This window comes from Bacillus sp. JJ783 (genome assembly GCF_036963225.1).
In the GTDB taxonomy this organism is placed as follows: Bacteria; Bacillota; Bacilli; order Bacillales; family Bacillaceae_G; genus Bacillus_A; species Bacillus_A cereus_U.
The window spans coordinates 65,447-88,636 of record NZ_JBALMG010000061.1; the positions used below are offsets into that span (position 1 = coordinate 65,447).

Below are 23,190 nucleotides of genomic sequence, written 5' to 3' on the forward strand. Positions count from 1 at the left end.
CACCTAACTTCTTTGCTCCGGCCAAATTTTGAGGTGGGAGTTTTACTGCCCACAAATAGCGGGATAAAAAAAGCGCAGCCTCATTCGGCTGCGCTTTCGAATTATTATTTAGTTTCGATTAAACCATATTTCCCGTCTTTACGGCCATATACAACATTAGTTTCATTTGTATCAGCATTTGTGAAGACGAAGAAACTATGTCCTAGCATATCCATTTGTAAGATCGCTTCTTCAACGTCCATCGGTTTTAAATCGAATCGTTTTGTACGTACAAGTTCTAATTCATCCTCTTCTACCGCATCCAGAACAGCTACTGCTTCTGGAAGGATAAAGTTAGTTTTCACAGAACCCTTTTCACGTAATTTACGGTTTACTTTTGTTTTATGTTTACGAATTTGTCGCTCAATTTTATCAACTACTAAATCAATCGCAGCGTACATATCGCTATTTGTTTCTTCTGCACGAAGTAATAAATCTGTAAATGGAATTGTCACCTCGATACGTTGCTTGTCAGAGTATACCTTTAAATTAACTTTAATCTCTGGGAATGTATCAAAATAACGCTCTAATTTACTTAGTTTTTTTTCTACATATTCCCCTAATGCTGGAGTTACTTCAATATTTTCACCACGAATGTTGAATTTCATAGATGAATTCCTCCTTTCAAGCCTATGTACTATAATTTCGACATTGGCTTAAAAACTCCTTCTAACTTTTTTAAAAAAATTAGTGGAATTGCGATTTTTTTATCGTTTTTTGTTGAAATGAAAAGATGCATCGTTTCTATCTTTATTTTATCCTATTAACATCGTGAATAACGAATATAACTGTGGACAATTGGTTACAGAAAAGAAACAACTTTTCGACAACTTTTCCGCAACAAAAAAGCCCTTGGTACGAGCAAGAGCTTTCACCATCTATATAATGCTGCTAAAAATACAGCTCTATCTTTTCCAAAAACTTAATTTTTACAGTTTCACAACATTAGCCGCTTGTGGTCCACGTGCTCCATCAACAATATCAAACTCCACTTGTTGACCTTCTTCTAACGACTTATACCCCTCTTGTTGAATAGCAGAAAAATGAACAAACACATCATCACCATCTTCACGCTCAATAAACCCAAATCCCTTTTCTGCATTGAACCACTTTACTCGTCCTTGCATGTTCATTCCATTCCCTTCACTCTTAAAATCAGGGCATCCGCCCCATATTTTGACTATAACGAATGACAAGACTGTAAGTCAAAGAAGAGCTGTCGTCTTTTTATTATTCCTTTCGACATTCACATATTAACCTCTACAAAGCGTCAAACAAGAAACTTCCCTCGCTCCTCGATCATACAAAAGGCTTCCAATTTGCCTAACAGTAATTCCTGTCGTATACACATCATCCACGATTAAAACATGTTGTTCATGAAACATCTCTTCTCCCTGAAAATAAAAAGGATTACCCCCCGATATCCTTTCTTTACGTTTCTTCTTACTTTGTTTTTCTGTTTCTATTCTTCTTAATGATGTACAAAACATTTTGATAGGCAAACAAGAAGCTAGTAACTCCGCTTGATTAAAACCACGCTCGTATTCCCGCTCTTCACTAAGAGGGACCGGAATGGCAACTGAAACATTCGCAAAATATTTTTGAAAAAGACTTCGAAAAGGCTGATGAAAAATATGCACTAATTCAGCATCTCCTCGAAATTTAAACTGTGCTAATATTTCTTTCATCCCTTCATCATACACATACAACGAACGATTTATGAGCGGCGGAAACCTCTGCTCGTTCGTCCACCTTATGCAGTCCATGCAAATATCCCCGTTTTTATATTCAGCTGGTACAAGTTCTAACGGTCGGCCACACTCCTTGCAAATATCACCTATAATATAGGAAAGTTTTTGTTCACATCTATCACATATATACTTTTTATGAAGCTTAACAAAAAAAGTGTACCAACTAATCGCATATGAAATATACTCATCACAAAGTAGACAATGCATCAATCTATCAATCCTTGTTCTTTAGCATTCTTATTCATACTTTGAATATGTTTTTTCGCACGCACCATCGCCTCTGTCTTTCCATAATGAAAATAGATGACATCTCCATGCGGTTCATCAGAGCTTCTGCCAGCACGCCCTGCAATTTGAACGAGAGCACTTTCTGAAAATATTTCTTCCTCAGCTCCTAAAACTGCCACTTGTAAATTTTTCACAGTTACTCCTCGTTCCAAAATTGTCGTTGTAACTAATAAAGGGATTTCTCCCTTTCTGAAAGCTGCTACCTTCTCTTTTCTCGCCGGATCTTCTGCATGCACACCGTCAATTTGATTGTTTAATGATTTTAATAACTGACTAATTTCTTCTACATATCGCACATGAGGAACAAATAGAAAAATGGGGTATCGTTTAGATAAGTACATCTTTAACCATTGTAATAAAGCACGAGGAATTTTTTTACGCATAAGACCCTTTTTCCAATTTCCGCACCACCGAAATATCGGGACTGGCAATGGATGACGATGATAACGTCCTGAAATAATAACCCCTTTTTGCTTACCATTCCGCAATTTACGCTTCCACTTTTCATCTGGAGTTGCAGTTAAATAAATACGTGCTGCCTCCTCTTTCATCGCTTCGTGTACTGCATAATGCAACATCTTATCTGCATGATACGGAAAAGCATCTATCTCATCTACAATCATGACATGGAACGCCCTATAATAACGTAACAATTGATGTGTAGTTGCAACGATTAACGCCGCATCTTTTTCTCGATCTAAACTCCCTCCGTATAAAGCAGCTACATTTATATTTGGAAACACTTCTTGTAACCTTGGTGCTAATTCAAGTACAACGTCCGTTCTCGGCGTTGCAATACAAACTCTCTCTCCCTTTTGTAGTGCTTCTGCAATTCCGCGAAACAACATTTCTGTTTTTCCAGCCCCGCACACCGCCCAAATAAAAAATGATTCTTTCTGCTTAACAGCGTCAACGACACTTTGCGCAGCTAACTCCTGACCAGCAGACAAAACACCTTCCCACTGTAACGGATTCAAATAATTTTCTCCGCTTATTTCAGCAATCCCGCGAACAAGTACAGCACATTCACTTACCCTGCCCATCGTTATGCACTTCCGGCAATACGTACATACTTTATTGCACCTTTTACATAGAAATGATGCAAATAGTCGCTGTTCTATATTTCCGCAGCGTTGGCACATATATTTTGAAGATTTCTTAATTACCCCTTGTACACAAACGACGTCTCGATTCTTTTTCAAATGCTCCAATTTATCCTGCAAATCTGAAGAAAGTTCTTCTAACAATAACTGTCTACCAGCTAACATCATCAATAACCACCTCCAGCACTACTATAAAGCCTTCTCTTTATCTCGTAAAAACTCAAAAAAGCCGATAACCTACTTATAAAATAGTAAGCTATCGACTTTATACACGTTTTTTATTCAATTATAAATCCTAGAATCTACCGTATCCTAAGAAATGTTTTTGGTTGTACGAACTGTTAATATCACCGTACGCAATCCCTTTATCACTCGCATGAATCATTTGTCCATTCCCAACATAAATACCGATGTGAGACGGACCATTTTTATAAGTGTTTTGGAAGAACACTAAATCTCCAGGCTGTGGGCTACTTACTTTAGAAACTGAATTCCAATATCCATTAACATCTTGACGTCCTACACCAAAGATGTAAGAAATGAATCCACTACAGTCAAAACCACCGTTTGATGGAGATGCACTTGCCCAAACATAAGGCATACCTAAATATTGTTGTGCTTTACCAATTACGCCACCCGCATTTGGAGCTGGTGCTGGTGCTGGTGCTGGCTTTTCTTTTTTAGGTGCTTCTTTTTTAGGCTCTTCTTTTTTAGGCTCTTCTTTTTTAGCTTGTCCAGCATTGTTTGCTGGTGCAGCTTGCTGTGCAGGTGCTTGCGCTGGTGAAGCTTGTTGTGCTGGCGCAGCTTGTTGAGCTTGTGCTTCTTTAGCAGCTTGTTCTGCTTGTTTTTGAGCAGCAGCTTCTTGTGCTGCTTTTGCTTGCGCTTCTTCTTCAGCAATACGTTGTAATTGTAGCGCTTGTTTCTCAAGATCTTTCAATTGACCTTCCGTACTTGTCATTGAAGTTACAACTGTATCCATTTTACCGCTTAAATCATTTACTGCTGTTGCTTTTTTCTCTTTTTCAACGGCAAGTTCTTTCTTAGCAGTTTCAATTTGAGCTTGTGCTTCTTTTAATTCTTTTTGTTTTTCTTTTACTGTCTCAACATCTTTTTTCACGTTCGTTTGATCTTCTTGTTGAGTTTTCATGATATCTTCGTCAGACTCAAGAATTTTAGACACAGAATTTAAACGATCAACTAAATCAGCAATGTTTTTAGAGTTTACAAGAACTTCTGTTACAACGTTCGTGTTCGGTTGTTCTTGTAGTGCAACTAAACGTTTTCTTAATAACTCTTCACGTTTTGCAATCTTTGTTTGTAGTTCTGCAATATCTTTATTTTTATTTTCGATTAATTGCTCAGTATCAGAAACTTTTTTTGTTGTTTCATCAAGTTTTGAAGCGTTCTCTTGAACAGACTTATCCAAACCTTGGATTGTTTTGTTTAAGTCATTCATTTGTTTTTGTAATTCATCACGTTCTTGTTGTTGTTTATGTAAAGTATCATTTTGTGTGTTAATTTGTGATTTCACGTCAGAAATTTTATCTTCTGCAAATACATTTGGTGTTAGCCCTGAAAACATTAACCCTGCAACTAGTGCGCAAGATGCCATTTTTAGCTTTTTCATTTTATTTTTTACACCGCTTTCTTTTTTCATTTTCCGTATATAACCTATTAAAATTTATACCATAATTCGGGAGTTTTTTTGCTAATGTTACGGTTTTGTAAAATAAATGTAACATTACATTTATCTCTATAGCAAAGTATATCTAAATTTGTATATATATATGTAGAATTTCAAGAGCCTTATGCCGTTTTTTATAGAATTGAAAAAAACGTAAGGGAATCCCTTACGTTTTGAAAATACTCCAATATGAATGAGATAGAAACGTTACTTCATCCATTTCTCAGCCCAATTTTGGACCTCATCCATAACACTTTCCAACGCTTTCCCTTTATCAGTTAAACCGTACTCGATTCTAACTGGTACTTCTGGGTAAACATTACGAACTACAATACCTTCACCTTCTAATTCCTTTAAACGTTCTGACAACATACGATCGCTCATATTCGGTATAATATCTGCGATTTCTCTGAAACGTTTCGGCTCTTCAAGCAAAGATTTAATAATTAAGCCAGTCCATTTCTTACTAAGCATTGTAAAAGCTGACTCAAACTTTGGACATAAACAAGAATTATGCTCCATATGTTTCACCTCTCTTCTATTATAAGATAGTTTCTTGTAAAAAGTAAGTAATAAAACTTTCCTCATTATTTAATTTTACGTACATTTTACCATTTCCAAATATTAACTTGTCAAATCCACGTAAAATATCCGTAAAAAAACCCTCTTCAAGTAAGAGAGCTTTTATATCCTTATCACTTCGTATACCAGCCTAAACCAAGCGCACCTTCACCTAAATGCGTCCCAATTACAGCTCCGAAATAACTCGTACGAATTGTAACATGAGGGTATATCTCTTCTAATTCTTGTTTCCATTCATTAGCTTCCTCTTCACGATTCGCATGAATAATAACAGCTTCCATAGGCACACCTTTATTTGCCTGCTCATCAAAAATTTCAACGATACGCTTTAACGCTTTTTTACGCGTACGAATTTTTTCGAATGGAATAATTACCTTATCTCTAAAGTATAATACTGGTTTTACTTGCAACAAACTACCGATGAAAGCTTGCGCGCTATTTAATCTTCCACCACGTTGTAAATGATGTAAATCATCCACTACAAAATAAGCATCCATCGTTTGCTTCATTTCATCAAAGCGAGCGATAATCTCTTCTGGGGCTTTCCCTTCACTTACTAATTTCGCCCCTTCACGCACGTAAAATCCTTGTACTTCACAACTAATTTCAGAGTCGTACGTATATACATCAATACCATCTACCATCTGTCCAGCTGTCGTTGCTGTTTGGTATGTACCACTAATTCCACTGGAAAGGTGAATGCTAATAACTGCATCATATTCTTTAGATAACTCTTCATATAGCTCTAAAAACTTTCCAATTGCTGGTTGCGAAGTTTTCGGAAGATCTTCTTGTTCACGTACTTTTACATAAAAATCATTTGCTGAAACTTCAGCCTCTTCTTGATAAGATTCCGTTCCAAACACAACGTTTAATGGAATCATATATATATTGAGTTCATCACGAATATGCTTCGGTATATATGCTGTACTATCGGTAACAATAGCTGTTTTCATTTTCGTACCTGCCTTATAAAAAATTTTTATCCCCTAATTTTACACGAAAACTAGAAAAGGTGCATCCATACATAAAAATGCCGGTTAGAAACTACAATCACCCGCTCGACAAATTACAACAAAAAGATAAAATACTCACCAAAAATTTCAACATATTTGTAAAAAATGTTTGAATATAAAAACGCTCGCTTTTAAAATGTAAAGTACTAGTTATTTTGAAAGATAGGGGCGTATATCATTGTTATTACAATATTTAACAATCAAAGGCTACGGTGAGCACGAAATCGTCATTCAAAAATCAAGATTCATTTGCTATGTGAGTCGCGCCACAACGGAAGAGGAAGCTCAAGCATTCATACAAAAAATAAAAAAACAGCATTGGAATGCAACACATAATTGTTCCGCATATTTAATCGGCGAACAAGATCAAATTCAAAAAGCGAACGATGACGGTGAACCGAGCGGCACAGCTGGTGTACCTATGTTAGAGGTATTAAAAAAACGAGGTCTAAAAGATACTGTTGTCGTCGTTACGCGCTATTTTGGCGGCATTAAACTTGGTGCTGGCGGATTAATTCGCGCATATGGAAAATGTACAAGTGAAGGTCTTAACCACGTAGGCGTTGTTGAACGAAAACTAATGCGCGTTATGCAAACAGAAATTGATTACACTTTGCTTGGCAAAGCTGAAAATGAATTACGCAATTCAGAATATGCCATTAAAGATATACATTATCTAGAAATTGTCACATTTGACACGTATGTAGAAGAGGATAAAAAACAATCATTCACAGATTGGATGATTGAATTAACAAACGGGAAGTGTACAATTAAAGAAGGAGATATGTTGTACTTAGAACAAGACTTTATCTAAGAATAGCTAACTTATCGCCTTTAAAGATTAATGTAGTGAATTAATTCCCTACAAATGAATAAGGAGATTATATATGGAAGAACGTTATTATCATCTCCAAAATAGCAGAATAAAAAAGAAACGTAGAAGAAAGCTTTTCTTCTTTCTTATTTTCGCATTTTTATTTGGTAGCGTAGGACTTTATGTGTTAAATTCCTACACTTCTCTCATGGGGATGTACAGTGGATTTAACCGTGAAAAATCTAAATTACGAACAGAAGATGTGGAAATCACAAAAAAACCTTTCACAATACTAATTATGGGTATTGAAGATTACGCAACAGATGGTCAAAACGGTCGAACAGATTCACTTATGTTCGCAACAGTTAATCCAAACTCAAAAAAGATTTCACTTATGAGTATCCCGCGCGATTCTCGTGTTAAGATTGTTGGCAAAAATAAAGAAGACAAAATTAACGCTGCTCATGCTTACGGTGGAGAAAAGATGACAATTGACACTGTCGAAGGGTTTTTAAAAGTTCCTGTTGATCATTATATTAAAATTGATTTCCAAGGCTTTAAAGGTATCGTTGATGCTGTTGGAGGTATTACAGTTGATGTTCCTTTTGATTTCGAGGAGCGCTCCGATATAGATTATTACAAATTAATTCCATTTAAAAAAGGTAAACAAGACTTAAATGGCGAAGAAGCACTCGCTTACGTCCGCATGCGAAAGCAAGATCCTAACGGTGACTATGGCCGAGCAGCGAGACAAAGGCAAGTACTGGCGGCTGTTGCCCAAAAGCTAAATTCTGCTTCAACCGTATTTAAAATTAAAGATTTAACTGCGGTCGTTGGGAAATATATAAAAACTGATATTCCTATTTCAGACGGACTTGCTCTTTACAATAAAATCTCTGGATTCGATCCTTCTACAATACAAACGTTAAAACTTGAAGGAGAAGATAAAAAGATGGGTGGTATTTATTATTTTCTTCCAGACCCAATCAGTTTAGAGACAACTCGTAACGAGATATTAAAAGAAATAGGGGAAAAAGAACAAGCCCCAACAGAAACTACAAAAAATGAGAATACAACTACAAATTCTGATTCTAACTCCAGCGCAAAGCCAAAGAAGGAAACGAGCGAGAACAAAACACCACCACCTCCTCCCCCTTCTACAAATGCTCATGCAGAATGGATTATGAGGAATCAGCAATAAAAAAGAGCCAAATCGCATCACATACGATTTGGCTCTTTTTATTTCCCGCAATTGTTGTGGGCCAATAATAAACGGAAGATGCAAACCCCATTTATTAAAGTTTCACTCTACTTGTTGAAGTGTTGTAAAATCGCTTCTACAATACGCTCTGATGCACGACCATCGCCGTAAGGGTTAGATGCTTTCGTCATCTTATCATGAGCTTCCTTATCAGATAACAACTCATCAGCAAGACCAAAGATTGTCTCTTCATCTGTTCCTGCTAATTTCAGCGTACCTGCTTCGATACCTTCTGGGCGTTCCGTCGTGTCACGAAGGACAAGAACTGGTACACCTAGTGATGGTGCTTCCTCTTGTACACCACCAGAATCAGTTAACATTAAGTATGAACGAGCTGCAACGTTATGGAAATCGATTACATCTAGCGGCTCAATTAAATGAATGCGGCTATGCTCACCTAAAATATCATTCGCTATTTCACGAACAACAGGATTCATATGAACAGGGTATACAACTTGTACATCTTCGTGTTTATCAACAAGACGCTTAATTGCACGGAACATATTGCGCATTGGTTCTCCTAAATTTTCACGACGGTGTGCTGTCATAAGTACAAGACGATCATTTCCAAGTTTCTCTAACACCGAATGGCTATAAGTTTCTTTTACAGTTGTCTTCAGTGCATCGATCGCTGTATTTCCTGTTACGAAAATACGTGACTCATCTTTATTTTCTTTTTGTAAGTTCGTTGCTGATTTTGTTGTAGGTGAGAAATGAAGATCCGCCATTACACCTGTTAGTTGGCGATTCATCTCTTCTGGATATGGAGAATACTTATCCCATGTACGAAGTCCTGCTTCAACATGTCCTACTGGAATTTGATTATAAAAAGCAGCTAAGCTTGCAATAAATGTCGTCGTTGTATCACCATGCACAAGTACGATATCAGGCTTCGCTTCTTTCATTACTTTATCTAAGCCTTCTAAACCACGTGTTGTAATATCAATTAACGTTTGACGATCTTTCATGATATTCAAATCGAAATCTGGCGTAATTCCAAAGATATTTAATACTTGATCTAACATTTGACGGTGTTGTGCTGTTACAGTCACAATTGATTCAATCTTTTCTGGGTGCTTTTGCAACTCTAATACAAGAGGTGCCATTTTAATTGCTTCTGGTCGTGTCCCGAAAATTGTCATTACTTTTAAACGTTCAGTCATTTCATTGCCTCTTTTCTTTCACTAGTTAAAACTTCTATTATCGCATATAAAAATATGCATGTGAAAATACACTTTTTAACGTGCCTGAGAAACATTACTATTACAGACGCCTTTTCGCCCAACTGAGTAATAATCTAATCCATGCTTCCCGGCATCCTCATTAGTATAACAATTTCTCCCATCAAATAGAATAGGTTCCCTCATAAGCTGTGCATACTTTTCTAGCGGATAATTTCGAATTGATTCCCATTCTGTTACGATAAAAACTGCATGCGCCTCTCTAATCGATTCATCTATACACTCAGCGTATCGTATCGTATTTCCAAATAAACTTCTTACATTTTGAATAGCTTGCGGGTCATATAAAACCACGTCCGCACCTACATTAATTAATTCTTCTATTATAATAAGAGATGGCGCTTCCCTAATATCGTCAGTATTCGGTTTGAATGCTGCACCAAGAACCGCAATTTGCTTGTTCTTCATATCAATAATTTTCTTCGCTTTTTCAACTAACAACAACTGTTGTTTATTATTCACTTCAATGACTGCTTTCAACAAGCGAAAATCATGAGAAACATTCCCTGCAATTTGCACAAGCGCTTTCGTATCTTTTGGAAAACAAGATCCTCCATATCCGATGCCTGCGTTTAAAAAAGATGCACCAATTCTCTTATCCATCCCCATCCCTGTAGCTACATCTACTATATCTGCACCCACTTGCTCACATATATTAGAAATTTCATTAATAAAACTAATCTTCGTAGCTAAAAAAGCATTAGATGCATATTTAATCATCTCAGCACTTCGAATATCTGTAATATACGCTTCTAAGCTTAATTTGCTGTACAAATTCTCTACTTTCCTTGCCGCTTCTTCACTACATGATCCAATTACGATACGATCACCATGAAAAAAATCATAAATACCAGAACCTTCCCTTAAAAATTCTGGATTCGATACAATATATAATTCATGTCTACCTTGTAGTTTCTCCTCAATCCATTTTCTCATTACATCATTTGTCCCTACAGGAACCGTACTTTTCGTAACAACAATAATATCGTTATTCACATATGTTCCAATATCATCACAAGCACTACGAATATACGTTAAATCTGCTGTTCCATCTAATGAAGATGGCGTTCCAACTGCAATGAATATAAACTCTACATCATTAAATGCCGTTGATTTACTTGCTGTAAAAGTTAAATGATTATTTTCGTATGCCTCATTTATTAATTCATTTAATCCACATTCATAAATAGGTAACTCGCCTTGTTTAATCCGTTCAATTTTCCCACTATTTATATCAAAACATGTGACTGAATGTCCTAATCTCGCCAATCCTACTCCCGTAATCAACCCAACATATCCGGTACCTATTATCGTAATTTTCATTTTCCTTTCGCACGGGAATATAGATAATAAAATATACGAATACACAGAATTCCCCCTGTGCTTCCCCCTCTCACACTAAGAATGAGAAAACTCTTTCACTTCTTTATTATATGAATTGTTTTTTTATTATTTTTTAAGATTTTGTAAAGTTAAATGATGCAATATATACAAAATGTAAATTCCCATATTTTAACACGAAACTTACTCATTTTACGTGCAACACTTATAATACTGAAACAAAAGTCATCGCTATATGAGAGGGAGGTACAATGTCATATTACAAGCCACAAGATGAGATCAACCTTCTCAAAGGACACAACATTCCATATCCAATTGTCATATATTCTATTCGCTCCCTTTACAGCCAAAAGAAAAAAAGATTGAATTCTAATCTTTTTGTGATACCATATGTTATGAGCCTGTAAATAAACATCATAATTTTCAGATAAATACGATTGAAAAAATTACGTTAAACTATAAAGGGTGGGGTATTAATGGACTCACAAGTGATTTATGCCATTTTGGCATCTTTCATCACTGTACTCGTCGTTACTCCTTTAGTTATTAAATTAGCTTTTAAAATAGGAGCAACAGACAAGCCAAATGCGCGTAAAGTACACCAAAAAATTATGCCTCGTCTTGGCGGGTTAGCAATTTTCATCGGTGTAGCCGTAGGATTTGTTGTCGGTGGATTGTACGAACAAAGAATGTTATCGATAACTTTAGGTGCTATCATCATTGTTATCATCGGGATTTTAGATGATATGTACGAACTATCTGCGAAGGTAAAATTCGGTGGACAACTATTAGTTGCCATCATGATTGTAAAAAGTGGATTACTAGTGCAAGTATTATATATTCCAATCCTTGGAGATACTGAACTCGGATGGCTTGCTTATCCAATTACTGTATTTTGGATTGTAGGTATTACAAATGCCATCAACTTAATTGATGGATTAGATGGATTATCCGCAGGGATTTCATCTATCGTACTTGCAACGCTAGCATATATGGCCTTCACTAGCCCATGGGGTACTGGAGCAGCTATTATATTACCTCTAGCACTGATTACATTAGCAAGTACAATTGGATTTTTATTCTACAACTTCCATCCAGCAAAAATTTTCATGGGAGATACAGGCGCACTATTTTTAGGATACTGTATTTCTGTTATATCGTTACTTGGATTATACAAAAGCGTAACGTTATTCAGTTTTATCGTTCCAATCATTATTTTAGGTGTACCTATATTTGATACGACATTTGCAATTATCCGCCGTATCGTAAATAAAAAACCTATTTCAGCACCTGATAAATCGCATTTACATCACCGTTTGCTTGCAATGGGATTCTCTCATCGTAAAACGGTACTAATTATTTACGCATTGGGTATTTTCTTTAGTGTAAATGCAATCATTTTCAGTAGTGCAACATTATGGTTATCCATTATTCTTCTTTTCATTTTAATCTTCTTTACAGAAATCATTGCTGAAGTAATCGGTCTTGTACACGAACGTTACAAACCAATTATTTCCTTCTATAAAAAAGTGAAAAAAAGCGAAGACTAATTGTAGTATAACCTTTACTATTATGAAATATTCAAATAGCATCCTCTTCCAAGGAAGAGGATGCTATTTTTTTGTTTTTTATTCCTTATTTCCTATTTCCAAAATATAGATTGTTTGAGAGTGCCTCTATTGGAGAAAGATATACGTATATCGAAGGTAACGAAAAAAGCATCAAATTTTTATTTTTACATCTTGATTGTCAAACTGAGGGTGAATGTTATGATCAAGCGATTACTTCAATGTATAATTTTATTTTTAACTATTACTATGTACGCATCATCTAATATAAAAGCAACTACAGACATTCAAGCAGAAGATCACCAAAGCACTCAAACTACCTCTTCTACAACAAAAATTGCGTACTTAACATTTGATGACGGACCAAATAAATACACACCAAAAATTTTAAATATTTTAAAAGAGAAGAACGGAAAAGCAACTTTCTTCGTTATTGGTGGAAAAGTGCCACATTATAAAAAAACGATGGAGCGATTGATTAAAGATGGACATTATATCGGTCTCCATAGTATGTCACATGATGTGAAACGTCTTTATACTGGCGATCCATCTGTTTTAATCGCAGAAATGGAGCAAACCCAAAACATCGTCCAGCAAGTTACACATTTAAATACACATCTCGTTCGTGTCCCATACGGTAGCATGCCTTACTTAAAAAAGAATTACCGCGACGCACTCGTATCCGCCCAGTATAAAATGTGGGATTGGACAATTGATACATATGACTGGAAAAGCTATGATAATCCTTCCGCAATACTAGAAAGAGTACGAAATCAAAGCGATGAACAAGTAGAGGTTATTTTAATGCATGATTCTAGTGTCACAGTGCAAATACTCCCAAAAGTAATTGATTATTTGCACTCACAAGGATATAAACTACTTCCCTACAATCCATCTTCCCATCTCGAAGTGAATTTTTGGAAAGACACAAGATTGTAACAGCTTTAGTGCCTATGTACTAAAGCTGTTTTATTTTTCTCTTCCCACACTTCCCATTTTTGTGTAAAATTTTAAATAGTGATGAAGTTTCGAGGTGAATAGAAATGAAACGAATAGATCTCATTTTTAACGCAATACAAAAAGGGAATTATACAGAAGGTGTAACAGCATCAGAACTCGCTACACTTCTACAGTTAGACCGTGCAAATGTTAGTAGCGATTTAAACAAGCTTGTGAAAGATAATCGTTTATTAAAAACGAGTACACGCCCTGTCCGTTTTTATATAGAAACGAACACTTCATTGGAAACGCATTCAAAAAAGGGCACTTCATTAGATACATTTGCTATTGAAAATACAAGCCTAAAAATTGCAATTGAAAAAGCAAAAGCTTCTATTCTCTATCCTCCAAACGGTATGCATACTTTACTACTTGGAGAAACAGGTGTCGGAAAATCGATGTTCGCTTCTTTAATGCACGAATACGCAATTGAAGTGGAACAACTTCCAAAAGATGCACCTTTTATCGTCTTTAACTGTGCTGATTATGCAAACAATCCACAACTACTACTTGGACAGTTATTTGGGATAAAAAAAGGAGCTTACACAGGTGCCAGTGATCAAAAAGGATTAATTGAAAAAGCACATGAAGGAATCCTGTTCTTAGATGAAGTACATCGCCTTCCTCCAGAGGGACAAGAAATGCTTTTCACCTTTATTGACCGCGGGGTATACCGTCGCCTTGGAGAAACAGAAAATGAACGTAAGGCACGAGTGTTGATTATTACTGCAACAACCGAAGAACCAAATTCATTTTTACTAAAAACATTTACAAGACGTATTCCGATGACCGTTACGCTTCCACCACTTCGTGAGCGAACACATAAAGAACGGTTTGCCTTACTACAGCTATTTTTCACAAATGAAGTAATTCGTCTAAGGAAAGAGATTCATGTTAGTCCAAATACAATGCGCGCTTTCGTCTTTTACAATTGTCCAAATAACATCGGCCAATTGAAAACTGACGTACAAATTGCCTGTGCGAAAGCTTATTCTGATTTCGTAACAAAAAAACGTGATTCTGTCTGTGTTTCAAGTACAGATTTACCTTGGTATATGAAAGAAGGATTATTTATTGAAAGAAAGAGCCGTCATCTATATCAAATACCAAATGAAACATTTGTATTTACAGGTGATGAAGGTTGGAGTAAACATACAATAAAACCCGAAGGAAGTCGCTCTTCTATTTACGATTATATTGATTATAAATATGAAGAACTTCAAGCACGCGGCATTGAAGAGGAAGAATTAGAATTATTAATAGAAAATGATATTCAAAGCTTTTTCGTCCAATACTTTAACCAAATATCTAAAAAAACAAGTCATGAAAATGTTTTTAAAATTGTGGATCGTAATATCGTTTCCGTATGTGAAAAAATTGCGGAACTAGCTGAAAAATATTTATCTAAAACTTTCGATGAAAAAGTGTTTCTCGCTTTAAGTTTACATGTACAGACAACTCTACAACGTTTGCACGGCGGGAAGCAAATTCACCACCCACAATTAAATCAAATTCGTACGAAATATAAAGAAGCTTTTTCCGTAGCTATGCAATGTATTCAGCTATTAGAAGAAGAATTACAAATAACAATGCCTATTGATGAAGCTGGCTTTTTAACAATGTTCTTCGTTGTTGATCCAATTCCTGCCTCACAAACAGAAGTAAAAGTATTAATATTAGCACACGGTAATGGCATCGCAACAGAAATGGCAAACGTTGCAAACGAACTTCTCGGTATCGATGAAGTAACTGGTATCGATATGCCCTTGCATGAATCACCGAAAGACTTCTTAGAGCGTGTTAAAGTGTATATGAAAACACTTCAAAATGTAAACGGGCTTCTCTTACTTGTTGATATGGGATCTCTCGCTTATATTGGTGATATATTAGAAACTGAATTCAAAATCCCTGTCCGTGTTCTTTCAATGACGAGTACACCACACGCACTAGAAGCAGCTCGAAAAGCTCAGCTTGGCTATTCACTAGATGCACTATACGAAACAGTGAAGAACTTAACGCCGTTCTATTTAAACGTACAGGAAGAAAAGAAAAAGCCACTATCACCAATGAAATCCGTGATTTTAACAGCTTGTTTAACTGGCGAAGGAAGTGCTTTAGCAATTCAAAAAATGTTAGAGAACTATTTACGCTTTGATAAAGACTTAATTGAAATTATTCCGATTAGCATCGTTCATGAAAAAGATTTAACGAAAATGATCGAGAACATAAAAAAAGAGCGTAATATCATTTGTATCGTCACGAATTTCGATGTGCAAGTACCTTGCTTAACATATCATTTCCAAGACATTGTGAACTACACAGCTATTCAACCAATTCAAGAATTGATTACGTATGAAGAAACATATGCGAAAATGGCTGATATTCTTGAACAACAAATGCAGCGTAACGATGGGGCATTACTTATTAAAACAATTCGTTATGCATTAAATACAATTCAGGAATTGATTTCTTTACAGCTAACTCCCGACAGTTTAATGGGTGTGATTTTGCATATGAGCTGCATGGTTGACCGTCTTCAAAAAGGCGAAAGTCTCCTCCCTCATCCTGATAAAGAGAGACGAAGACAAGATGAGTACTGGATGTATATGAAAGTGAAAAAAGCACTGCAATCTATCGAAAATACATTTGAAATACAAATACCAGATGACGAAGTATTTTATGTAATGGACTTCTTCATCAAAAATCAACCTGTAAAGAATTAAACTAGGCGATATTTTCGAGTAGTACCCTAAGTACGTAATAAATGAAATTATATTAGCGATTTTTAAAATATATTGATTTACCGAAAATAATTAACAATAGTAGCACTCTATATAAATAGAAAAGGCTGTTCCAAAATGTTTTTTGGACAGCCTTTTCGCTTACTTCTTTACTTCCCTTATTCTCCCCCTTATTTCTCCCTTTTTATTAGATTTCGTATAAACATTTACATATACATTTGCTTGCATTATCTCTTGAAACAAGCTGTCAAATGCTCTCCCCTGTAAAGGCCCTTCAAAATCTTCCACTTTAGCTACACCAGTAACGACTCCTTCATTCACACTAATTCCTTGCTCTAACGGACCAAACAAACTTAAAACAACTGGACCAATTTGATTCGCTTTCCCTAAATGAATTTGGCATGACGTGATTTTTTTTATGTTTTTTAATATGACCCGATATTGCAACTTCTTTAAATCTTCACTAAAAATGAGCTCTGTTACACCGTAAGCTTCTGTATTTACAGGAGGTACTTCCCTCTTTCCTGTTAACCTAGCAAAGAAATGTGTTGTCATACGGGCATTCTCCTCATATAAATTTCCCAGCACTACTTCTACTACTTTATGGTTTAGACATAATCATTTATGACTTTTTCAAATTTTAATTACGAAGAAAAGATTCACACAATCTTTACATTAAAATCGTTTCTTTTGCTTTACTCCCTCTTGTATAATGCATTTAGAAAAACAGTCTAGGAGGAAATTTTGAAAAATAATAACTACCATTTCCAATCATTAATAGAGATTTTTCTCGTATCATTTAAATTAGGACTTACTTCATTTGGTGGTCCCGTCGCCCATCTTGGTTATTTCCACCACGAATACGTGCAAAAAAGAAAATGGATGGATGAACGAAGTTACGGAGACTTAGTAGCGCTATGTCAATTCCTTCCTGGCCCTGCTAGCAGCCAAGTCGGGATGGGAGTTGGATTATTACGAGGTGGACTATTAGGAGCCATTATTTCATGGATTGGATTCACTCTACCGTCTGTGCTTGTTTTGGTTTTCTTCGCCTCATTCCTTAATCAGTTCGATCTTGCAAGTACTGGCTGGATTCATGGACTAAAACTTGTAGCAGTCGCCATTGTCGCTCATGCAATATGGGGAATGGCTCAAAAGTTAACACCGGACCGAAATCGTGCGACGATTGCTATTGCAACTGCCGCAATCGCCCTATTATGGCCAAGTAGCTGGACACAAGTCATTCTCATTATAGTATCTGGCTTTATCGGCTGGTTTTTATATCGCGACCAACCCGTTAGCCAAGCAAATAAAATAAACGTACCTATTTCAAAAATGTTAGCCATGTCTTTTCTCATCTTATTCTTCGGACTATTAATACTGCTACCAATGTTACGACCGTACTCTTATTTCATCTCTTTATTTGACAGCTTCTATCGCTCTGGTGCACTTGTATTCGGAGGAGGGCACGTCGTACTTCCTCTTCTTGAAAGTGAGTTTGTACAAAACGGGATGATGACAAAAGAACAATTTCTAGCTGGATACGGATTAACACAAGCAGTGCCAGGGCCACTATTTACATTCGCTTCTTATATAGGAGCAGTGCTAAATGGAACCGCCGGAGCAGTTATTGCAACGATCGCTATCTTTCTTCCTGCCTTCCTGCTCGTTGTTGGCGTTTTACCGTTTTGGGACAGTGTAAGGAGAGTATCTTACATACAAGGTGCACTACTTGGAGTAAACGCAGCCGTTGTCGGCATTTTACTTGCAGCTTTTTATGATCCAATTTGGACGAGTACAATTATGAATTCTGTAGATTTCGTTTTTGCTTCTCTTCTATTTTGCTTACTCGCTTTTTGGAAAATACCACCTTGGGTTATCGTTATACTCGGAGCCTTCAGTGGATATGTTCTATCCATTTTGTAAGCACAAAAAACGACGGCCCTATTCAGCCGTCGTTTTCCTATTAAAACTTCACAAGCTCCATTCCCTCTGGCAACTTGCTCTCCGTTAAAATACGCAACTCTTTCACGCGATCCATTACGTAAGAAGAACGCTTCACAAGCTCTGGGTCAATATAAGCTGGATGAACCATAATTTCTACCGTTTGCTCGTCCTGCACTCTTTCCTTTAACTTCACAAAATAATCTTCCGTTACACCGTCAGCGTAAAAATCACTGTAAAACACATCTGAAAATGGGCGCACCGCTCGCTCTTCCTCACAACGACGAATTGGAACATTGTATTTACTTGCTAATCTCTCAAGAACGTCGTGTAAAAGTGGTAATCCATGCACGTGATGATGACTATCTAAATGAGTTGGTATTAAACCGTAAGACAAAAACTTCTCAATTTGAGCAGTCCATTCTTTTTCTACCTCTTCTGGATTTATATTTCCTTCCCATACAACACTTTGTTTATGAAACAATCCATCGCTACTCACAAGTGATGGTACATCCTTTAAAAGTGGTTCTCCTGCCGTTAATACGAGATGCACTCCTACTCCTAACGTTTTATACTCTTTCACCAAACGTACGGCATGCTCTGTCCCTGGCATATTCATCATCATCGTCGTTGAATTTACAAGCCCGTTTTTATGTCCATCAATAATTCCGTAATTTGTACCTTCTGTAAGACCGAAATCATCTGCATTTACAATTAGCTTAATCATCGCAATACCTCCTACTAGAATTAAAAAAAGCGGGCTAAATAGCGCCGCTTTATTTCTCTATCTTCTTAAAGAATTGTGGAAGATGTTCTTTATGAGCTTCTAACATTTCATCTAAAATTTGTTTTGCAACTTTATCTGATGGTACAAGTGGATTAATTGTCATAGCAAGCAGCGCCTTATGATAATCCCCTGTAATAGCAGCTTCAATTGTTGTGCGCTCAAATGATTTAATTTGCTGTACTAAACCGCGAACTGGTACCGGTAAGTCTCCTACCGCAATTGGTTTTGGACCTTCTTTCGTAATAATACAGTTCACTTCAACAGCCGAATCATGTGGCAAGCTTGCAATTGTTCCGTTGTTTCGTGTATTAACAGGCTGGATATCACCTTTATTATTATAAATAGACGTAATTAAGCTACATGCTGCGTCACTATAATAAGCTCCGCCACGTTTTTCTAATTGTGGTGGTTTAATATCTAAATTCGGGTCTTTATATAACTCGAATAAATCATTTTCTAATTGTTTTACTACTTCTGCACGTGTACCTTTTTCAATCGAAGCTTCTTTCTCTTCTTCTAACATTTCACGTGTTTTATAGTAGTAACGATGGTATGGACATGGAATAGCGCGAAGACCACGAATGAAATCTGGCTCCCAGTTAAGCGCAGCGATGTTTTCCATCGTAATTTGCTTTTCTGGATCTGTTACAAGTTCTAATACACGATCCATTACGCTTACGCCATCCAAGTATACATCTAATCCGTATACCATATGGTTTAAACCAGCGAAATCAACATGGACACGGCTTGCATCTACTTCAAGTAATCTCGCAAGACCCATACGAATTCCGATTGGAACGTTACACAGACCAACTACTCTTTGAATGTTTGTATAACGAAGGACAGCTTCTGTTACCATACCAGCCGGATTCGCAAAGTTAATTAACCATGCATTCGGACAAAGTTCCTCCATGTCCTTACAAATATCTAAAATAACAGGAATCGTTCTCAGCGCCTTAAATAAACCACCAGGACCATTCGTTTCCTGACCGATTACATCATATTTTAATGGAATTGCTTCATCTTTTGCACGAGCTTCTAACAAACCAACGCGCAGCTGTGTTGTTACGAAGTCAGCACCTTTTAATGCCTCACGGCGATCAAGTGTTAAATGAATATCAATTGGTAAACCTGATTTTTTCACCATACGTTTCGCTAAGTTACCAACGATTTCTAATTTTTCTTTTCCTGCCTCAATATCTACTAACCAAATTTCACGAACAGGAAGCTCATTATAACGTTTAATAAATCCTTCAATTAACTCTGGTGTATAACTAGAGCCACCGCCGATTGTAGCAATTTTAATTCCAGTCATGCTTTATTCCCCTTTCGCTTCTAGCTTTTTATAAAGGTCAATAAATTCTGCTGCTAATTCTTTTACTGTAATAGAATTCATTAAATGATCTTGTGCGTGAATTAAAAGAACACTAATCTCTGTTTTTTCTCCTCTTGCTTCTGATTGTATGAGCTCTGTTTGGAAATGATGCGCTTCATTAATCGCTTCTTTCGCCTTTACCATCGCTTCATCTGCTTCCGCCATTTTCCCCTGTTTGGCAAATTGAAGTGCCTCCATTGCAAAGCTTCGTGCATTACCACTATTTAAAATTAATTGGAATGGAATTTGTTCTGCTGTAGTCATCATAATTACCGCCCTCTCTATTATGGTTCAACCGATTTAAATACCCCTTCAGTTTGAACATGTCTATTAAATTATTATTTTATTAATGATTGTTTGGTGTTCTTGTAGATGGGTCTCATCTTTTTGAACATGATATAAAGGTAATTGTTCTCACAGATAATGTTATCTGTGAGAACAATCTCTATGTTACATAGGTACAGAGTTGTCATTTCCTTGCGCTGCTGCTTTTTCAGTACGAACAACTGAACGGTCAGATAACACAACGAATGGATAATAGATTACCATTGCAATTACAAAGTTGAATAACTGTAGAATCGCACCAGAAATATGTCCACCTGTTACAAGATAACCACTAATAATTGGTGGTGTTGCCCATGGAATCATCACAACCGTTTTTGGTACCCAACCAATAGATATAGCTGTATAAGAAGTAATTACTAATACAATTGGTGTTAGGATAAACGGTAAGAATAAAATTGGATTTAAAATAATTGGTGTACCAAAGATTACTGGTTCGTTAATATTGAATGCACCTGGTCCAATTGATAAGCGAGATACACCGCGTAATTGTGCACTTTTTGCTACAAGTAATACGACCACTAAGAACGCTAATGTCGCACCAGAACCACCAAGGTATACGAAAGTATCAAAGAATGGTTTTGTAATAATATTTGGAACATCAAATGCAGATGTACCACCTTTGAATAAATTCATATTTTTCTCTAATGCCGGTAAGTATAATGGCTCAATAATACCACCAACGATATTTGGCCCATGTAAACCGAAGAACCAAAGAAGATGAACAAGGATTACAATGATAATTGCACTTGGTAATGTCCCTGCTAAACTTTGCAGTGGTGATTGAATCGTATTAAAAATAAATTCATGAACACTTGTACCAGCTAATTTCACTGCTAATTGAATACCTGCAACTACTGTTAAGATAACAAATGCTGGAACTATAGCTGCGAAAGATCTTAAAACTGCTGGTGGTACTCCATCAGGCATTTTAAAAGTAATGTTTCTTTGTACAAAGAAACGGAATACCTCAGTAACAAGGAGTGCCACGATAATTGCTACGAATAACCCTTGTGCACCTGTCCAAGCTAAGTTCAATCCGCCTTCTTTCGGTGTTGTTGGCGTAAGAATAATTAACGCACCAAATGAAATAATACCTGCTGACAAACCATCAACGCCGTAAGATTTTGCTAAGTTATAACTTGTTGTAAATGCTATGATTAGTGCTAGAATTGCGAAAGAACCAGTCCACATTCCACCGCCAACTTGTTTCCACGTTTCACCAAACAAACCTTTCATGAAATCTTGGAACGTTTCAGATGGAAAACCATTAATTAGTGATGCCAGTGCACCAACTAAAATAAGTGGCATAACTGCAATAAATCCATCACGGATCGCAGCTAAGTGACGTTGCGATCCGATTTTACCAGCGACAGGAACAATATATTTCTCCATAAATGCAATAAACTTTTGCATTTCGCTTCCCCCCTAATTATTTTTTAAGTGTTAATGCGTGATCTAAAACTGCTTCTCCATTCATCATGCCGTAGTGCATTGGATTAATAACATCGACTCCAACGTTTTTCTCGTCGGCAAGCGTTTTCATTGTAGAAAGCATGTAACGAACTTGTGGTCCTAATAATAGTACATCTGCTTGATCGATATTGTTTTTTACTGCATCCCCAGATACAGCCCAAATCTTACCTTCTAGACCACGAGCTTTTGCAGCCGCTTCCATTTTTGTAACTAGTAAACTTGTAGACATCCCTGCTGAACAACATAATAAAATATTCATTTATAAATCCCCCTTGTGTGGTATAAAAAATTTATGTTTTTTATTTTTCTTTACGCTATTTATTAATGCAATTAGCGTGCCAACTTTTTAAAACGCCTAAAATCAGCGTTTTTTCGAGCAATTCATTTGTGTGTTACCGCTTTCAAACAGTGTGTCACCCAAAAAACACACAGTGTGTTATAAAACAACACGCTTTTAACACATAACTGTATGAAAATAGATTAGTGTTTAGTTGTCTAGTTGTATTTAAAACAAAAAAACACTAAATTTTTTTAAAGCGTGAAAATATAATAACGAAAAATATAATATTTCGACTCAAATCAAAAACAAATACCTATTCAAGACACTCGTCTAACTATTGTCCAGTCAAACTCTATTAAATTACATAGAATAGAATAAAATAAAGTATTTCGAAAGGGGATTCCAATGCCAAAGCATAGAAAAAAGAATAGAATGAAAATTTATAGAATACAGTTTCAAAATAAATGGTATAAACATGAGGAGGGTTCTGAACTAGATTCAAACACGTATAAACTAGACAAACAGGACACTGAAGATACGCAAGACAAACAAGATAAA

21 protein-coding genes and 1 pseudogene are annotated in these 23,190 nt (G+C 36.3%); 7 read left to right on the top strand and 15 right to left on the bottom strand.

The genetic code is table 11. The annotated features are described in order from the left end of the window. Positions 1 to 104 precede the first annotated feature (104 nt). The 7 genes from hpf to V7038_RS14265 form a co-directional block, all read right to left on the bottom strand. On the bottom strand, positions 105 to 647 hold the full coding sequence (hpf, locus tag V7038_RS14235) for a ribosome hibernation-promoting factor, HPF/YfiA family (RefSeq protein ID WP_002159874.1): 543 nt from the start codon (positions 645 to 647) through the stop codon (positions 105 to 107). Between the two features lie 321 nt (positions 648 to 968). Beyond that, the gene (cspC, locus tag V7038_RS14240; protein ID WP_033710669.1) at positions 969 to 1,166 is read right to left on the bottom strand and encodes a cold shock protein CspC; all 198 of its coding nucleotides are present in this window, start codon (positions 1,164 to 1,166) and stop codon (positions 969 to 971) included. 126 nt (positions 1,167 to 1,292) lie between these two features. Continuing rightward, on the bottom strand, positions 1,293 to 1,997 hold the full coding sequence (locus V7038_RS14245) for a ComF family protein (protein WP_070140114.1): 705 nt from the start codon (positions 1,995 to 1,997) through the stop codon (positions 1,293 to 1,295). Next, complete coding sequence (comFA, locus tag V7038_RS14250) at positions 1,997 to 3,346, bottom strand: ATP-dependent helicase ComFA (protein WP_335470611.1); 1,350 nt, start codon at positions 3,344 to 3,346, stop codon at positions 1,997 to 1,999. The genes V7038_RS14245 and comFA overlap by 1 nt, the downstream gene beginning before the upstream one ends. 130 nt (positions 3,347 to 3,476) lie before the next feature. Then, positions 3,477 to 4,838: a C40 family peptidase gene (locus V7038_RS14255; RefSeq protein WP_335470590.1), complete on the bottom strand. Its 1,362-nt coding sequence runs from the start codon at positions 4,836 to 4,838 to the stop codon at positions 3,477 to 3,479. Positions 4,839 to 5,072: 234 nt separating this feature from the next. Further along, positions 5,073 to 5,387, bottom strand: a complete 315-nt coding sequence (locus V7038_RS14260) for a winged helix-turn-helix transcriptional regulator (protein WP_002112882.1) — start codon at positions 5,385 to 5,387, stop codon at positions 5,073 to 5,075. Between the two features lie 173 nt (positions 5,388 to 5,560). Further along, a complete protein-coding gene (locus V7038_RS14265; protein ID WP_002112883.1) occupies positions 5,561 to 6,403 on the bottom strand; it encodes a DegV family protein in 843 nt (280 codons plus the stop codon). Positions 6,404 to 6,641: 238 nt separating this feature from the next. Between V7038_RS14265 and V7038_RS14270 the strand changes: the two genes are divergently transcribed. Both V7038_RS14270 and V7038_RS14275 read left to right on the top strand, forming a co-directional pair. Then, positions 6,642 to 7,277, top strand: coding sequence for a YigZ family protein (locus V7038_RS14270; RefSeq protein WP_335470593.1), 636 nt, complete (start codon positions 6,642 to 6,644; stop codon positions 7,275 to 7,277). 73 nt (positions 7,278 to 7,350) lie between these two features. After that, a complete protein-coding gene (locus V7038_RS14275) occupies positions 7,351 to 8,478 on the top strand; it encodes an LCP family protein (protein ID WP_070140117.1) in 1,128 nt (375 codons plus the stop codon). A gap of 107 nt (positions 8,479 to 8,585) precedes the next feature. Here the strand turns inward: V7038_RS14275 and wecB are convergent, their stop codons facing one another. Together wecB and V7038_RS14285 are read right to left on the bottom strand one after the other, a co-directional pair. Further along, complete coding sequence (wecB, locus tag V7038_RS14280; protein WP_002112886.1) at positions 8,586 to 9,701, bottom strand: non-hydrolyzing UDP-N-acetylglucosamine 2-epimerase; 1,116 nt, start codon at positions 9,699 to 9,701, stop codon at positions 8,586 to 8,588. A 75-nt stretch (positions 9,702 to 9,776) separates the two neighbouring features. Next, positions 9,777 to 11,147 (bottom strand): UDP-glucose dehydrogenase family protein, encoded by a 1,371-nt coding sequence (locus V7038_RS14285; protein WP_335470596.1) that lies wholly within the window; start codon positions 11,145 to 11,147, stop codon positions 9,777 to 9,779. Positions 11,148 to 11,596: 449 nt separating this feature from the next. Between V7038_RS14285 and V7038_RS14290 the strand changes: the two genes are divergently transcribed. The 3 genes from V7038_RS14290 (at position 11,597) to V7038_RS14300 (ending at position 16,410) form a co-directional block, all read left to right on the top strand. Beyond that, complete coding sequence (locus V7038_RS14290) at positions 11,597 to 12,670, top strand: glycosyltransferase family 4 protein (RefSeq protein ID WP_002112888.1); 1,074 nt, start codon at positions 11,597 to 11,599, stop codon at positions 12,668 to 12,670. 219 nt (positions 12,671 to 12,889) lie between these two features. Then, positions 12,890 to 13,627: a polysaccharide deacetylase family protein gene (locus V7038_RS14295; RefSeq protein WP_002112889.1), complete on the top strand. Its 738-nt coding sequence runs from the start codon at positions 12,890 to 12,892 to the stop codon at positions 13,625 to 13,627. A 104-nt stretch (positions 13,628 to 13,731) separates the two neighbouring features. Further along, a complete protein-coding gene (locus V7038_RS14300) occupies positions 13,732 to 16,410 on the top strand; it encodes a sigma 54-interacting transcriptional regulator (protein ID WP_335470598.1) in 2,679 nt (892 codons plus the stop codon). 159 nt (positions 16,411 to 16,569) lie between these two features. Here V7038_RS14300 and exsM read toward each other — a convergent pair whose 3' ends face one another. Then, positions 16,570 to 16,983, bottom strand: a complete 414-nt coding sequence (gene exsM / locus V7038_RS14305) for an exosporium regulatory protein ExsM (RefSeq protein ID WP_002112891.1) — start codon at positions 16,981 to 16,983, stop codon at positions 16,570 to 16,572. A 189-nt stretch (positions 16,984 to 17,172) separates the two neighbouring features. Here exsM and V7038_RS14310 point away from each other — a divergent pair, with 189 nt between their 5' ends. Next, positions 17,173 to 18,354 carry a chromate transporter gene (locus V7038_RS14310; protein ID WP_002112893.1) on the top strand — a complete coding sequence of 394 codons (1,182 nt, stop codon included), beginning with the start codon at positions 17,173 to 17,175 and terminating at the stop codon, positions 18,352 to 18,354. 40 nt (positions 18,355 to 18,394) lie between these two features. On the opposite strand, the gene chbG is transcribed toward V7038_RS14310, so the two are convergent. The 5 genes from chbG to V7038_RS14335 all read right to left on the bottom strand — a co-directional run bounded on the left by chbG (position 18,395) and on the right by V7038_RS14335 (position 22,611). After that, positions 18,395 to 19,099, bottom strand: a complete 705-nt coding sequence (chbG, locus tag V7038_RS14315) for a chitin disaccharide deacetylase (protein ID WP_335470600.1) — start codon at positions 19,097 to 19,099, stop codon at positions 18,395 to 18,397. 49 nt (positions 19,100 to 19,148) lie between these two features. Then, positions 19,149 to 20,474, bottom strand: a complete 1,326-nt coding sequence (celF, locus tag V7038_RS14320; RefSeq protein WP_070168173.1) for a 6-phospho-beta-glucosidase — start codon at positions 20,472 to 20,474, stop codon at positions 19,149 to 19,151. A gap of 3 nt (positions 20,475 to 20,477) precedes the next feature. Further along, a complete protein-coding gene (locus V7038_RS14325) occupies positions 20,478 to 20,801 on the bottom strand; it encodes a PTS lactose/cellobiose transporter subunit IIA (RefSeq protein WP_000989054.1) in 324 nt (107 codons plus the stop codon). 183 nt (positions 20,802 to 20,984) lie between these two features. Beyond that, positions 20,985 to 22,292 carry a PTS cellobiose transporter subunit IIC gene (gene celB / locus V7038_RS14330; protein ID WP_335470603.1) on the bottom strand — a complete coding sequence of 436 codons (1,308 nt, stop codon included), beginning with the start codon at positions 22,290 to 22,292 and terminating at the stop codon, positions 20,985 to 20,987. Between the two features lie 16 nt (positions 22,293 to 22,308). Further along, on the bottom strand, positions 22,309 to 22,611 hold the full coding sequence (locus V7038_RS14335; RefSeq protein ID WP_001023565.1) for a PTS sugar transporter subunit IIB: 303 nt from the start codon (positions 22,609 to 22,611) through the stop codon (positions 22,309 to 22,311). Positions 22,612 to 23,037: 426 nt separating this feature from the next. Here V7038_RS14335 and V7038_RS14340 point away from each other — a divergent pair. Then, a pseudogene (locus V7038_RS14340) lies at positions 23,038 to 23,190 on the top strand (polyamine aminopropyltransferase); the annotation flags it as partial.